At 34.9% G+C, this 13,689-nt stretch carries 16 protein-coding genes; 6 read left to right on the forward strand and 10 right to left on the reverse strand.

Annotated features, from left to right (window positions below):
- Positions 1-28: 28 nt before the first annotated feature.
- The 5 genes from PXG98_RS01660 to PXG98_RS01680 form a co-directional block, all read right to left on the reverse strand.
- On the reverse strand, positions 29-364 hold the full coding sequence (locus PXG98_RS01660; protein ID WP_276388661.1) for an MGMT family protein: 336 nt from the start codon (positions 362-364) through the stop codon (positions 29-31).
- Position 365: 1 nt separating this feature from the next.
- Complete coding sequence (locus PXG98_RS01665; RefSeq protein ID WP_276388662.1) at positions 366-995, reverse strand: LysE family transporter; 630 nt, start codon at positions 993-995, stop codon at positions 366-368.
- 3 nt (positions 996-998) lie between these two features.
- Positions 999-1,670, reverse strand: a complete 672-nt coding sequence (gene trmB, locus PXG98_RS01670; protein ID WP_276388663.1) for a tRNA (guanosine(46)-N7)-methyltransferase TrmB — start codon at positions 1,668-1,670, stop codon at positions 999-1,001.
- A gap of 28 nt (positions 1,671-1,698) precedes the next feature.
- The gene (locus PXG98_RS01675) at positions 1,699-2,682 is read right to left on the reverse strand and encodes a sensor histidine kinase (protein WP_420909526.1); all 984 of its coding nucleotides are present in this window, start codon (positions 2,680-2,682) and stop codon (positions 1,699-1,701) included.
- A 104-nt stretch (positions 2,683-2,786) separates the two neighbouring features.
- Complete coding sequence (locus PXG98_RS01680; protein WP_276388665.1) at positions 2,787-3,473, reverse strand: response regulator transcription factor; 687 nt, start codon at positions 3,471-3,473, stop codon at positions 2,787-2,789.
- A gap of 254 nt (positions 3,474-3,727) precedes the next feature.
- On the opposite strand from PXG98_RS01680, the gene PXG98_RS01685 reads away from it, so the two are divergent.
- From PXG98_RS01685 to PXG98_RS01695, 3 genes are all read left to right on the forward strand, one after another.
- Positions 3,728-4,039, forward strand: a complete 312-nt coding sequence (locus tag PXG98_RS01685) for a T9SS type A sorting domain-containing protein (protein ID WP_276388666.1) — start codon at positions 3,728-3,730, stop codon at positions 4,037-4,039.
- A 185-nt stretch (positions 4,040-4,224) separates the two neighbouring features.
- Positions 4,225-4,545: a T9SS type A sorting domain-containing protein gene (locus PXG98_RS01690; protein WP_276388667.1), complete on the forward strand. Its 321-nt coding sequence runs from the start codon at positions 4,225-4,227 to the stop codon at positions 4,543-4,545.
- A gap of 77 nt (positions 4,546-4,622) precedes the next feature.
- Entirely contained in the window at positions 4,623-5,600 is a 978-nt protein-coding gene (locus PXG98_RS01695) for a LuxE/PaaK family acyltransferase (protein ID WP_276388668.1), read from the forward strand.
- Here the strand turns inward: PXG98_RS01695 and PXG98_RS01700 are convergent.
- Positions 5,589-6,377, reverse strand: a complete 789-nt coding sequence (locus PXG98_RS01700) for a sterol desaturase family protein (RefSeq protein WP_276388669.1) — start codon at positions 6,375-6,377, stop codon at positions 5,589-5,591. The two genes, PXG98_RS01695 and PXG98_RS01700, sit on opposite strands and share 12 nt — an antisense overlap.
- Before the next feature lie 9 nt (positions 6,378-6,386).
- Complete coding sequence (gene tyrS, locus PXG98_RS01705) at positions 6,387-7,685, reverse strand: tyrosine--tRNA ligase (protein ID WP_276388670.1); 1,299 nt, start codon at positions 7,683-7,685, stop codon at positions 6,387-6,389.
- Between the two features lie 100 nt (positions 7,686-7,785).
- On the opposite strand from tyrS, the gene PXG98_RS01710 reads away from it, so the two are divergent.
- Positions 7,786-8,793, forward strand: a complete 1,008-nt coding sequence (locus PXG98_RS01710) for an NAD-dependent epimerase/dehydratase family protein (protein ID WP_276388671.1) — start codon at positions 7,786-7,788, stop codon at positions 8,791-8,793.
- On the opposite strand, the gene PXG98_RS01715 is transcribed toward PXG98_RS01710, so the two are convergent.
- From PXG98_RS01715 to PXG98_RS01725, 3 genes are read right to left on the reverse strand one after another with little or no spacing between them, the layout of a single operon-like run.
- A complete protein-coding gene (locus tag PXG98_RS01715) occupies positions 8,794-9,174 on the reverse strand; it encodes a DUF4296 domain-containing protein (protein ID WP_276388672.1) in 381 nt (126 codons plus the stop codon).
- A complete protein-coding gene (locus tag PXG98_RS01720) occupies positions 9,171-10,505 on the reverse strand; it encodes a dihydroorotase (RefSeq protein WP_276388673.1) in 1,335 nt (444 codons plus the stop codon). The genes PXG98_RS01715 and PXG98_RS01720 overlap by 4 nt, the downstream gene beginning before the upstream one ends.
- Positions 10,505-11,230: a polyprenol monophosphomannose synthase gene (locus PXG98_RS01725; protein ID WP_276388674.1), complete on the reverse strand. Its 726-nt coding sequence runs from the start codon at positions 11,228-11,230 to the stop codon at positions 10,505-10,507. The genes PXG98_RS01720 and PXG98_RS01725 overlap by 1 nt, the downstream gene beginning before the upstream one ends.
- A gap of 134 nt (positions 11,231-11,364) precedes the next feature.
- On the opposite strand from PXG98_RS01725, the gene PXG98_RS01730 reads away from it, so the two are divergent.
- Positions 11,365-13,041 carry an ArnT family glycosyltransferase gene (locus PXG98_RS01730; RefSeq protein ID WP_276388675.1) on the forward strand — a complete coding sequence of 559 codons (1,677 nt, stop codon included), beginning with the start codon at positions 11,365-11,367 and terminating at the stop codon, positions 13,039-13,041.
- Positions 13,028-13,684, forward strand: coding sequence for a DUF4271 domain-containing protein (locus PXG98_RS01735; RefSeq protein ID WP_276388676.1), 657 nt, complete (start codon positions 13,028-13,030; stop codon positions 13,682-13,684). Before PXG98_RS01730 ends, PXG98_RS01735 begins: the two co-directional genes overlap by 14 nt.
- Positions 13,685-13,689: the final 5 nt, after the last annotated feature.

Raw genomic sequence — 13,689 nt, forward strand, 5'->3', positions numbered from 1 at the left:
ATAGCTATGAAATTTTAAAAAAATAAAATCAGAGTAGCTCTATAGATGGGTCCCAAAAGTGTTTTTCAAATTCTACTATTTTAAGATCAACCACTTTTATTCCTTCACTTTCCAATAGTTGTTGCATAAGATTTGTTCCATCAAAATGATGCTTGCCCGTAAGTATTCCATTGCGGTTAACCACTCTATGGGCCGGAACATCTTCTCTATGGCCAGTCTTATTCATCGCCCAACCTACCATTCTAGCACTTTTTGCAGCGCCCAAGTACTTAGCAATAGCCCCGTAGGATGTAACTCTACCGTAGGGAATTGCCTTACTTACGTCGTATACTTTATCAAAAAAATTATCCTTGGATTCCGGCATCTTAAGAATTTAAAATTCGAATTGTTGTTATTATAAATAACACAAGCATAAGCAAACTCAGTATATAGTTAGAATTCTTTGAAAATTTATCTGTCTTAGATTCTAATCTATTAAAATAAATGGTGTAAAGGTATAAAGCCATAAAGGAACCAGTACCTGCGGCACCTATAAAGGTAAGGATATCCCAAAGTTCAAAATTAATCCACCCAGAGGCTCTCCACATAGCATTAAGGCCACTGTAATATGGAATGGTAAGTAAGTTTACTGCCGCTAATAGTAGTCCTTTAAAGTAACTATTCTTTTTACTGACTTTTACAATTTTAATTTTCTTGGCCTTTTCTCGCCTTGCCGCCATAAAAAATGCAACTGCCAAAATTGCGAAAATAAAAAGAGCTGTTTTAAGCAATAAATCTAAAACTTCAGGGTGGCGAAAGAGTAATTTGGAGATTACCACGGCAATATACGCCTGTATCATTATCATTGTGGACACCCCCAGACTAAATACTATTCCATTTAGTTTTCCTTTTTTTACACTGGTCTTTGCAGCATTCATATTAAGTAGACCTGGAGGTACTGTGGCCATAAAGGCCGCAGAAAACGTTACAAAAAATAAGATAAGTGAATGTATCATTGGCTATTGAACCCTAAACTTAATATAAGTTATGGGCTTTCCCTTATCAAGATACTGATTTTCATAATAAGTCTGAATATCAAGAACTTCTTCAGGACTGCCTTCATTCTTGTAAACATCATGATTAGCATAAATAATATCCAAGTTAAGTCCCTGTAGTAGTCCTAAAGTATAACCATGCATAAATTCACTATCCGTTTTAAGATTAATTACACCTCCGCATTTAAGAATTCGCTTATACTTTTCTAAAAAACTAATGTTGGTGAGTCTATGCTTAGTACGCTTAAATTTTATCTGAGGGTCCGGAAAGGTAATCCATATTTCATCTACCTCTTCCGGGCCAAAAAGCGAATCAATCAGCTCTATCTGAGATCGTAAAAACGCAACATTAGTAAGGTTTTCTTCAAGGGCAGTTTTGGCACCCCTCCAAAGTCGTGCTCCCTTTATATCCATTCCTATGAAATTCTTTGAAGGATTTCTTCGGGCAAGTTCTATGGTGTATTCTCCTTTACCGCATCCAAGCTCTATAACTATTGGATGGCTATTCTGAAAGTGTTCTCGCCAACTTCCCTTAAAAGGAAATACTCCCTCTATAATTTCAGTCCTACTAGGCTGAATAACATTTTTAAACCTGTCGTTTTGTTTAAAACGTTTCAGTTTATTCTTGCTTCCCAAATGAAAAATAATTATTGATTTATCAAAACTAATTATTTTTTTCAGATACCGTTCCAAGTTCTATATTCGGATCTGCCTTTTCTAAGGTGAAGGAAAATTCCGATCCAACATCCAGCACACTTTCAACATAAATCTTTTCCCCATGTGCTTCTATAATGTGTTTTACAATAGACAAGCCAAGACCTGAACCTCCTTCCTTTCTACTTCCGCTTTTATCTACGCGATAAAACCTCTCAAATATACGTGGCACGTGTTCTTCACTCATCCCCTCCCCATTATCGGTAATTCTAATTATAACTTTGTTTCTTATTAAGTTTTCAATGCTAACTTCAGTGGTTCCGGAACGATGACCGTATTTAATGGAATTTACAATTAGGTTAGAAACTACTTGTTGAATTTTATCTCTATCGCCAAATACATAAATAGGTGTATCGTAATTCATGTCGAAAGTCAAGGATATTTTCTTTTTTCCTGCTTTTATCTCTAAGAGGTCAAAGACGTTCTGAATAAGTTCAATAATATCAAAATTACTCCTCTCTAAATTGAGATCTCCCACTTCGAGCTTGGTAATTAGATCTAAATCCTTGATTATATAGATTAATCGATCTACCCCCTTCTGCGCCCTTTGTAGGTATTTTTTACGAACCGATTTATCCTCCAACGCCCCATCTAAAAGGGTGAGAATATAGCCCTGTACGGTAAAAAGTGGTGTTTTTAATTCGTGTGAAATATTGCCAAGAAAATCCTTACGATATTCTTCTCGGATTTTTAAAGTATCGATTTCAATCTTTTTGTCCTTTGCAAATTTTTCAATTTCTTCCGTCAGAGTTTTCATGTCCGTGGTGACCGATCCGGAAGTAAATGAAGAGGATTCTAAAAGAGACACATCGTCGTAAATCTGCTTTATTCTTCGATAGATATACTTCTCTAGGCGAATTTGAATAAGAATAAAGGAAGTTAGAAAAACTACTATAAAGAATAGCGAAATACTTAGAAGTTGTATTTCTGCCATCTTTGAAAACCAAACAAAAGCCCATAAAGCGATTGTTAAAATAATAGCAATAAACAAAGCGGACCTGAAGGCAAATTTATACGACTTCCTTACTCGAGTAGCCATTACAGTACAAACTTATAACCTACACCTTTGACGGTTTTAAAATGATTGTCTCCAATTTTTTCACGCAACTTTCTAATATGCACGTCAATGGTTCTCCCTCCTACAACAACCTCTTGCCCCCAAACTTTATCCAAAATAACCTCTCTCTTAAAAACTTTATCAGGCTTTGAGGCTAGCAGGGCCAGAAGTTCAAACTCTTTTCTCGGCAGAATAATTTCACCCCCTTTGTTTACCACTTTATACTCTTCTCTATTTATCTCCAAAGAGCCTACCTTCATAATTTCGTCAGTCGGTAAAGAATTTTCATTGAGCCTTCGTAATAAGCCTTTAATTTTACTTATTAAAAGTTTAGGCTTTATAGGCTTGGTTATATAGTCATCGGCTCCTGCATTAAAACCAGCAACTTGGGAATAATCCTCTCCTCTGGCCGTAAGAAAAGCAACTAGGGTGTTTTCCAAACCTTTTGTATTTCTAATTATTTCACAAGCTTCAATCCCATCCATTTCTGGCATCATAACATCCAAAATAATTAGATGCGGATGCTTTTTCTTCGCTTTCTCTACGCCTTCCATTCCATTTTTTGCCGTATAAACTTGATAACCCTCCGAGGAAAGATTGTATTTTAAAATTTCAAGAATATCTGGTTCATCGTCTACTAAAAGAATTTTAATATCCTGTTTTTTCATGAGTTAAATTCTTGCCTTAATTTCAAATGTAAAGATAATACTAATAAATCTTGTCCCCTTAACATTGATTTAATCTGCTTAACTATAAGATAATGTTGTCAACTAGCTATTTAGGTATTCTAAGTGTTAAAAAACCCAAGAACTGACGTAATAAAATGCATTTGGTCGAATAATCCAGAATTTGAAGAATTTGCTATCATTCTTGATTCCTAAAATTTCTATATTTGTGATAGTTAGATTGTTGATAGGACTATATGAAGCACTTTTACCTTCTTTTTTGCTTACTTTTTATAAGTTTTTGTTTTGCACAAAAGTCTCCTACACCAAGTGGTGATATTGATGGGTTTAAAGTATATCCTAACCCAGTTACTACAGGAAGGGTATTTATTGAAACTGCCGTTAATGCGCCAAAAAAGGTATTAGTTTTTGACATTTTTGGAAATATGGTTCTAGAAACTACTATTCTTAGAAAAGAATTGAGCGTGGCAAATCTTGTGTCCGGAGTTTATGTCTTAAGGGTACTTGAAAAGGATAAAGTTGCAACAAGAAAGCTGGTTATCAAGTAATACTCCTTAATTTTAATTTTGCCATAGGCCTTTTTTACTTTCTAAGCAATTCGATAAAACACCTATTTTATCGATGAAATACACTGACTGAAATTTTTACCTACAAAAAAACTTTGTTCACAACATATTCTGTTTTAAAGTTATGAAATGAAGTACATTTAAGTGTTGATCCCAAATCAATCTTAATGAAACAAACCTACTTCTTCATTCTGCTGTTTTTTTCCCTTCTTGTTTCCGCGCAAGAAGTTAAACAGAAAAACGACAAGGATCAAAACATTTCTGGTTTAACACTTTATCCCAATCCGGCTGTAAATGATATAGTTTATGTCAGAACAGATTCCAATGACCTAAAGCTTGTTACCGTTTTCGATGTTTTTGGAAAAACAGTCCTCCTAGACAGACTTCGAAATAACGCACTAAACATTGTTAGTTTATCACCAGGAGTCTATTTAGTTCAAGTGGTAGAAAACAATCATAAAATGACAAGAAAACTAATTGTAAAATAAGCTGCAGTTTTTAAGAATTTTGAATTTGTAAATAGTCGCTTTTATATTTTGTTTACTTTTGAACTACTAAGATTTAAATGACTATCACTGACATTTTTGGGATTAATTCTAGGGACCAATTTCAGGACATTGCCCTTAAGGTTTTCAATTTCCAATTTGAAAATAGTATAGTCTACCGAAGTTTTTGCCAGCACCTTCAAAAATCTCCTGAGACGGTTAATCAAATAAGTGAAATTCCTTATTTACCCATTGAATTCTTCAAAAAAAAGGAAGTTATTTCAGAAGGTAAAAAACCCCAAATCATCTTTGAAAGCAGCGGTACCACTGGCACAATTACCAGCAAGCATTTAGTCAGTGATGTCTCCCTATATGAAAAAAGCTTTACAAAAGGTTTTCAACTTCGTTATGGTGCTATCAAAAACTATTGTATCCTAGCACTACTACCTTCTTATTTAGAAAAAGGAAACTCTTCCTTAATCTACATGGTAAAGACCCTAATTGAAAAAAGTGAGCATGCAGATAGCGGGTTTTATTTACAAAAAGGAGGTGAATTAAAAAACGTTTTAGCAGAGCTTCAAAAGGCAAACAGCAAAACGTTGCTCATAGGTGTATCTTATGCTCTTCTGGATCTTATTGAAGAATCACATATTCCACTAAAAAACACCATAATAATGGAAACTGGCGGGATGAAAGGGCGACGAAAAGAAATGGTCAGAGAGGAGCTTCATAAAAAATTAATGGAGGGCTTTAAACAGACAGCAATTCATTCGGAATATGGAATGACCGAACTGTTATCTCAGGCATACTCCAATGGAAATGGAATATTTAAATGCCCCCCTTGGATGGGAATAGCTATTAGAGATGCCGAAGATCCTTTAAACTTAGTAAAGACTGGTAAAAATGGAGGCATTAATATAATTGATCTGGCCAATATTAATTCCTGTTCTTTTATAGCTACCCAAGACTTAGGCAGAGTATATAAAGACAATTCCTTTGAAGTATTAGGACGGTTTGATCATTCGGATATAAGGGGGTGTAATCTTTTAGCCCTTTGATTTTAGTGTTCTTTTCTTTTTATGTCCATGTTCGGTGGCCATCCATCTGTCCCAAAAAGTAAAGTAAAGACCAAAATTATAATTGAATCTGCGATGATGGTGGTCATGATGTGTTGCTCCAATAATCCACTTTCCCATAAGATCTCCAATTTTGCCTGAAGGATATATCTCTACCCCTGCATGATTGATGGTAGCAGAGAGGGTCATTAATAAGAGGGTTAACAATAGGGCATATACATGTAGAGGCAATAAGACCACTATTACTGGCAAAATAAGTGCCTGAAGAATAGTTTCCAAAGGGTGGAATGAAAAAGATGTCAAAACAGAAGTATGAACACTTTTGTGGTGGATTTTATGTAAATACCTGTATACGGAGGGTAGATGCATCCATCGATGTATCCAATAATAATAGGTATCCTGAATAAAAAGTAATAAAGCAACACTTATTGGAATATACCACAGAGGATACTTATTTATATCTGTATATATAGCCGATTTATCAATAGCCCATAAATAATAAATAAATACCCCAAAAGCTGCAAAAATCAGCCCACTAATTGCCGACCAATAGACTTCAGTTAATAGTTGCTTTCTCTTATGTGGTTTGTGATCTAAAATTCTGTGCTCAAAATGTTTGCGAAACAAACTAAAAAAAAGATAATGATAGGCTCCCGATACTACTAAATATCGAACAAAAATAATTCCTGCCAGTACTAGTGTTAAACCAAGGATAACAGAAATACTTCCACTACTAATATCATCAAATGATAAATTCATCAATTGTAATTATTTGTCGACAACCAGAATAAAATAATTCTTTTTTCCCCTTTGTAAAAGCACATATTTATTATTAATAAGATCGTTCTTTGAAATCCTATAAGTTTCCCCTACTTTCTCCTTGTTAACGGATATAGAATTCTGCTTCAACTCTCTTCTTGCTTCTCCATTTGAACCTAAAAACTGGGTTTTTGCGGCCAGTGCCCCTATCATATCTAAACCTGCCTCAATTTCAGTCTTAAGAATGGAAGCCTGAGGCACTCCGTCAAAAACATCAAGAAAAGTATTCTCATCGAGCTCTTTTAATTCCTTGGAGGTAGACTTCCCAAATAAAATAGAACTAGCCATTTCTGCTTTCTTAAGGTCTTGCTCTGAGTGTACCATTATAGTAATTTCTTTTGCAAGTGTCTTCTGCAGGCTGCGTTGATGTGGAGCTTGTCTATGCTCATTGATCAAACCTTCGATTTGGGACTTCGAAAGAAAGGTGAAAATTTTAATATACTTCTCAGCGTCTTCGTCTGAGGTATTTAGCCAATATTGATAAAATCTATATGGCGAAGTTCTATGTGCATCTAACCAAATATTACCCCCTTCTGTCTTTCCAAACTTTGTTCCATCGGCCTTAGTTATAAGGGGGCAAGTTAGTGCAAAACCTTTACCTCCTGCAATTCTTCTTATCAGCTCGGTTCCAGTGGTAATGTTTCCCCACTGATCGCTACCACCCATTTGAAGACTGCAATTGTGCTCCCTAAATAAGTGCAGAAAATCATACCCCTGAACTAATTGGTAGGTGAATTCTGTAAAAGACATCCCCTCTTTATCTTCTGAAGAAAGTCTCTTTTTTACAGAATCTTTTGCCATCATATAATTGACAGTAATATGTTTCCCCACATCCCTAATAAAATCTATGAAAGAGAAATCTTTCATCCAGTCATAGTTATTAACTAAAACTGCGGCATTCTTTTCATGACTATCAAAATCTAAAAAACGCGAGAGTTGCTCTCTGAGTGCTTCCTGATTCAACCTCAATGTTGTCTCATCTAATAAATTTCGTTCTTTGGATTTTCCTGAGGGATCTCCAATCATTCCGGTAGCGCCACCAATAAGGGCAAATGGCTTATGACCTGATAGCTGAAAATGTCTTAACATCATAACACTTACCAAATGACCAATATGCAAAGAGTTAGCCGTAGGATCTATTCCTACATAGGCAGACTGCATTTCTTTCTGCAAATGTTCTTCTGTTCCCGGCATAAAGTCGTGTAACATCCCCCGCCACTTCAGTTCCTCTACAAAGTTTTTACTCATCTCAATTTAGCTTACTTAAATCCTTGCAAATATAATGGAATTACAAAGTAGGCTTACTTTCTATTTAAATTTATCCGTTCTATTTAAGTAAATTTGACATATGATTTTAGTTACCGGAGGTACTGGTTTAATTGGATCGCATCTTTTGTGGCAATTAGTACAAAAAAATGTTGAAGTAAAAGCTATATATAGAAATGAAGCACGTCTGGAAAAAGTACTTCATGTTTTTTCATATTACTCAAAAGACCCTGAAAAGTATTATAGAAAAATCAACTGGGTAAAGGCAAATCTTAGCAGTATTCCAGATTTAGAGATTGCATTTAAACAAATAAAAGAAGTGTATCATTGTGCGGCTTTAATTTCCTTTGATCCCAATGATTTTTACCGCTTACAGAAATCCAATAAAATAGGCACTGAGAATATTGTTAACCTATGTCTGGCCAATAAGATTAAAAGATTGTGTTATCTAAGTTCTATAGCCACCTTGGGAAGAGCCACCTCGGGCAATACTATTTCGGAAGAAATTGACTGGACAGATAGCTATTCTAACGTTTATGCCCTTTCAAAACATCAAGCAGAAATGGAAGTATGGCGGGGCGCTCAGGAAGGCCTTCCTGTTTGTATCCTAAATCCGGGAATTGTGCTGGGACCTGGTTTTTGGAGAAATGGAAGTGGCCTTTTATTTAAAATTGCAGCTAAGAAACCCAACTACTATCCCCCTGGAGCCACGGGTTTTGTTTCGGTAGAAGATCTCACCAATCTTATGATTTTGGCGATGAATTCTACAATTAAAAACGAGCGATATATTGTAGTTTCTGAGAATTTAACTTATAAAGCCGTCCTCGACACAATTGCGAAAGGACTTGGAGTGAAACCTGCCTCAAAAATATTAAAAAATTGGCAGCTTCAAATACTATGGCGCTTAGATTGGTTTTGGAGTATTTTAAGTAGTAGAAAAAGAAGGCTTACTAAGAATACTGTATATTCTTTAAATAATGCACAGGAGTACAATAATGGAAAAGTTAAAAAAGATTTTTCATACGCTTTTAAACCAATAAATACTTCTATTTTAAAATATTGTACTTACTATAAAAGAGATAGGAATTAATTATTTTCTGGAGGCCTTTACACTATCTTTCTTTTGTTGCCTTGACGATTCCAAAGAATTTTTTTCACTGTCTATTCTGGCTTCCAATTGTTCATAAATATCCTCGTAAACAAGCGGTAAAGACGCGTAATAAAGATTGCTTGAAACAAGTTGTGCACTATCTACGTTGTATTTGTTATATATATACTCCATAGGTACAAACTCCCTTTCTTCCAGTGTATTTGAAGCCGTAATTTTAGCTGCATTTATAATTGCTAAATCGTGCAATATATCAATCATTCTTTCCTTTTCTATTAGATTATCTGGTTTCTTAATCACCTCCTCGGCACAGGAAATAAATACTATCAGCGCAGCAATAGAATATAATAGTCTTTTCATCATCTGTTAAAAGTTAACCTTTTTGCCTTACGCTGTCTCGATAAGACCCCTTTGTTGTAGGCCAAGTGACCATTTACAAAGGTATGCTTAACCTGCGATTTAAAGCGGGTGCCTTCAAAAGGAGACCAGCCACATTTATACAGTATATTGTCCTTGTTTACTTCCCAGGCCGTATCCATATCCACTAAGACAAGATCAGCATAATATCCTTCTCTGATAAAACCACGCTTTTCAATTTGAAATAGAATGGCGGGGTTATGACACATTTTTTGAACTACTTTTTCTATTGAAATAAGGCCTTCCTGGCTTTTATCTAAAATAGCAGGAAGAGCATGTTGTACCAAGGGGCCTCCCGAGGGTGCTTTTGTATATACATTTAACTTCTCCTCCATCTTATGTGGTGCATGATCAGTAGCAATAACATCAATTCTATCATCCAAAAGAGCCTTCCACAACCCCTTTCTGTCCTCTTCCGTCTTTATTGCCGGATTCCATTTAATAAGAGTCTTTTTTTGCGGATAGTCCTTATCTGAAAACCACAAATGATGTACACAAACCTCTGCTGTAATTTTCTTTTCCTCTAAAGGAATATCATTTGTAAAAAGTGCTGTCTCTTTTGCCGTAGAAAGATGAAAAACATGTAGTCGGGCATCTGTTTTTTTTGCTAACGATATTGCCCTTGATGAAGATAAATAGCAGGCTTCCTCGCTTCTAATAAGTGGATGCTTTTCTATTGGGATGTCTTCTCCATACTTTTGCCTGTACAATTCCAGATTATTTCTTACGGTGGCTTCATCTTCACAATGAACTGAGATTACCATATCCGTATTTCTAAAAATCTTCTCCAGAACCTCTTCATTGTCTACTAACATATTTCCTGTGGAAGAACCCAAGAAAAGTTTAATACCAGAACAGGCCTTTCTGTCTAATCGCTTTATTTCTTCTAAATTATCATTTGTGCCTCCAAAAAGAAATGAATAGTTTGCATAGGCAGTTCTTTTACCTATGGCGAACTTTTCTTCTAGTTTATTTAATGTAGTTGTTTGTGGAATAGTGTTAGGTTGTTCCATAAAGGTAGTAATCCCTCCAGCTACGGCTGCCCTACTTTCTGTTGCAATACTTCCCTTATGCGTTAAGCCTGGTTCACGAAAATGAACTTGATCATCTATTATACCCGGTAGTACCAGAAGCCCGCTAGCATCAATTATTTTTGCAGTAGAAGAAGAGAGGTCTTTACCTATCCTTACAATATTTTCTCCTTGTATATGGATATCGGCTTCTATCTGCTGTCCTTCATTGACTAGCATTCCATTTTTTATTAAAATCTCACCCATTACCAATCTTTAAATAAAATACTTCTTGTTTTCATACTAAACACTCCAAAAATTGCCTCCCATATAATTGCCGTACTCATTTTAGATTTACCCTTTTCCCTATCTGTAAAGATAATTGAGACTTCCTCTATTTTAAATTTCTTCAAATAAGCTCTAAATTTCATTTCTATTTGAAAAGCGTAGCCAATGAATTTAATAGCGTCCAAATTTATGGTTTCTAATACTTTTCTTTTATAGCATACAAATCCTGCGGTTGGGTCGTGGATCTGCATTCCAGTAATTAACTTAACATAAAAAGAAGCTCCATAGGACAAAAGAACTCTGTATAATGGCCAATTAACCACGTTGACACCCTTTTTATAGCGAGATCCCACGGCAACATCGGCCCCATTTAAACACGCTCTATATAGTCTTTGCAAATCGGATGGACGATGAGAAAAATCCGCATCCATTTCAAATATGTACAAATAATCTCTTTTTAGGGCCCATTTAAATCCGTGTATATAGGCAGTTCCCAACCCCGCCTTCTCTTTTCTGATCTCCAAAAACAATCTGCCCTTAAAATCTTCCTGAAGTTGTTCGACCTTATCCGCAGTTCCGTCTGGCGAATTATCATCCACGATAAGGACATCAAAGTCTTTTTTAAGAGCAAAAACTGCTTTTATTATAGCCTCGATATTCTCGATCTCGTTGTAGGTGGGAATAATAACTAAACTGTCAGACATCCTGAATTGTACGAATTTGAGCAAAAATAGCATTTTATAAGGTGGTCTGTAAAATAGCTGGCTACTTTTATGGTTTCTTTAAGCCAAATACATATAACTTTAATTTGTAATTTTGTTTTGAACTAACCAACTATATGAGACTTAAGCTTCCACCAACTTTTCTGTATTTATTGGCCTTAGTTTTATTACTTAATATTATTCAAAGTTTTTTTACCGAATTAATCTTTGACGAAGCCTACTATTGGTATTATGCTCAAAATATGGCTTGGGGCTATTTTGATCACCCTCCTATGGTAGCGGTTTTGGTTAAACTGGGAAGTTTATTTTTTAATCAAGAACTAGGCGTAAGATTTATCAGTTGTTTAATGTCTGTTGGAACCTGTATTATCCTATGGCAATTAATTGATAGTAAAGAGAAAAGTAAATATACCAGCTTGTTTTTTGTGCTTTTTTTTTCGATGACCCTCTTACATGCCTACGGGTTTCTCACTCTTCCGGATACACCTTTGTTATTTTTTACTTCTCTTTTCCTTCTGGTTTACAAAAAGTTTATTGAGAAACCTAATCTATATATATCGCTTTTACTTGGTCTTGTAATGGCCGGATTAATGTATAGTAAGTACCATGCCGTCTTAGTTATACTGTTTGTAATTCTTTCAAATTTAAGATTAGTCCAAAACAAATACGCATGGTTTTCTGTTTTTATAGCCATCGTTGCGTATTCTCCACATTTACATTGGCTGTATGAAAATGATTTTGTTTCCATACGGTACCATCTTTATGAGAGACCAAATAGAGCCTATGAGTTTGGTGATTTTACGCTGGCTTTTTTTATTAATCTAATCGCTTTGTTTGGATTTACCTTTCCGTGGATATACAAAGCCTTATGGAAAACCAAACCTCGTGATACCTTTTCCAAAGCTCTTTTGTATTTGGTTTATGGGGTTATTATTTTCTTTTTTATTTCTAGTCTAAGCAGAAGAGTCCAAATGCAGTGGTTAATTATTATTTGTATTCCGATGGTACTTATCGTTTTTAATTACCTGCTTGAGAATTCGAATGATAGAAAATGGATTATGCGAATGGGTATACTCAACCTTGGGATATTGTTATTTCTTAGAATCGGTTTGATATTCGAGCCATTTTTTCCTATTGTATATGAAACACATGGCAATAAAAAGTGGGTGAATTCATTGAATGAAAAAGTTGGCGACGCCCCTGTTGTATTTGAAAACTCATACCGCGAAGCGCCAATGTATTCCTTTTACAGTGGAATTACCTCCTACTCTTTAAACAATATTAGATATCGCAGAAATCAATATTCCATAGATAATTCAGAAATGACGGTGCAGGGAAAAGACATTGCATATATTTCTAAATTTAGGGATAATGGCGACTTTGAGTACCTTACCGCCAAAGAAGACACCATCTATGGTGTTGTTATTAATAACTTTCAGTCTTTTAGGAAAATTAGAACCTATCTGAAAGAGTCCGAGGTGCAATCTGGTGCAAAAGAGTTAAGCCTAGAAGTAGATAATCCTTATGAAATTGACATACCCCTTAGCAAATTAAAATTTGCTGTAATTTTTTTAGACAAATACAAAAATGTAGTTGACATTCAGGAAACCCAGACGATACCCGCAAACAAAAAGGACACTATTTTAAGGTCCAAAACGACTACCAGTTTTAAAACCATGTTACCAGACACGCTTGCTGAGGAACCGAACTATATAAAAATAAGTATATCCGAGAATACGTTGTATTGGGGGATAAATGGTGATAACGTAAAACTACCGGATGGAAGCAACTAATAGATTCGTTGAAAATTTCGATGGTATCACCATAATTATGGTCATAAGCCTACTGATGGTAGCCATTGCCAAAACTTTATTTTACAACCGTTTTACTAACTTTATTATCCTGCCGTTTAACAATAAATATATTTCCCTATATAACAAGAAGGATAAATTGGTAAACTGGTTTCATATTTTTTTTAGTGTTTTTCAACTTCTTAATTTTTCCATTTATATATACTACATTTCCAAAATCCTTTTTGAGGGTGGTACACAGGATTATTTACTATCCATTTTCCTAATTCTAAGCCTGCTAATTCTTTATCTTCTTTCCAAAATACTCTTGCAACTTGGAGGAGGCGTTATTTTTAATAATCACAGAGTAATTGTGGAATTAATATTTAGGAAACTTACTTACCTGAACTACAGTGGAATCATAATGCTGCTCGCCAATATCATTTTAAGCTATATAATACCGAATTCCAAAATAGTATTGTTTATAAGTATTTTTCTTATTGGTCTAATAAATCTAATAGGGTGGGTTAGAATAATAAAAAACTATCAAATACTAATCTCAGGCTACTTTTTCTATTTTATTTTGTACCTTTGCGCTCTCGAAATTGCACCCTTTGTAATCATTGCGAACTATCTAAAAGATTAAGGTAT

Origin of the sequence: Eudoraea chungangensis (assembly GCF_029360665.1) — a bacterium.
GTDB lineage: Bacteria > Bacteroidota > Bacteroidia > Flavobacteriales > Flavobacteriaceae > Eudoraea > Eudoraea chungangensis.

What these genes read in the sequence shown, in the direction of transcription:
- tyrS (WP_276388670.1), bottom strand. Translation starts at nt 7,685, where the DNA reads ATGAGTAAAAACTTTGTAGAGGAACTGAAGTGGCGGGGGATGTTACAC.
- PXG98_RS01710 (WP_276388671.1), top strand. Translation starts at nt 7,786, where the DNA reads ATGATTTTAGTTACCGGAGGTACTGGTTTAATTGGATCGCATCTTTTG.
- PXG98_RS01720 (WP_276388673.1), bottom strand. Translation starts at nt 10,505, where the DNA reads ATGGGTGAGATTTTAATAAAAAATGGAATGCTAGTCAATGAAGGACAG.
- PXG98_RS01700 (WP_276388669.1), bottom strand. Translation starts at nt 6,377, where the DNA reads ATGAATTTATCATTTGATGATATTAGTAGTGGAAGTATTTCTGTTATC.
- PXG98_RS01730 (WP_276388675.1), top strand. Translation starts at nt 11,365, where the DNA reads ATGAGACTTAAGCTTCCACCAACTTTTCTGTATTTATTGGCCTTAGTT.
- PXG98_RS01715 (WP_276388672.1), bottom strand. Translation starts at nt 9,174, where the DNA reads ATGATGAAAAGACTATTATATTCTATTGCTGCGCTGATAGTATTTATT.
- PXG98_RS01665 (WP_276388662.1), bottom strand. Translation starts at nt 995, where the DNA reads ATGATACATTCACTTATCTTATTTTTTGTAACGTTTTCTGCGGCCTTT.
- PXG98_RS01695 (WP_276388668.1), top strand. Translation starts at nt 4,623, where the DNA reads ATGACTATCACTGACATTTTTGGGATTAATTCTAGGGACCAATTTCAG.
- PXG98_RS01735 (WP_276388676.1), top strand. Translation starts at nt 13,028, where the DNA reads ATGGAAGCAACTAATAGATTCGTTGAAAATTTCGATGGTATCACCATA.
- PXG98_RS01660 (WP_276388661.1), bottom strand. Translation starts at nt 364, where the DNA reads ATGCCGGAATCCAAGGATAATTTTTTTGATAAAGTATACGACGTAAGT.
- PXG98_RS01725 (WP_276388674.1), bottom strand. Translation starts at nt 11,230, where the DNA reads ATGTCTGACAGTTTAGTTATTATTCCCACCTACAACGAGATCGAGAAT.
- PXG98_RS01680 (WP_276388665.1), bottom strand. Translation starts at nt 3,473, where the DNA reads ATGAAAAAACAGGATATTAAAATTCTTTTAGTAGACGATGAACCAGAT.
- PXG98_RS01690 (WP_276388667.1), top strand. Translation starts at nt 4,225, where the DNA reads ATGAAACAAACCTACTTCTTCATTCTGCTGTTTTTTTCCCTTCTTGTT.
- PXG98_RS01675 (WP_420909526.1), bottom strand. Translation starts at nt 2,682, where the DNA reads ATGGCAGAAATACAACTTCTAAGTATTTCGCTATTCTTTATAGTAGTT.
- PXG98_RS01685 (WP_276388666.1), top strand. Translation starts at nt 3,728, where the DNA reads ATGAAGCACTTTTACCTTCTTTTTTGCTTACTTTTTATAAGTTTTTGT.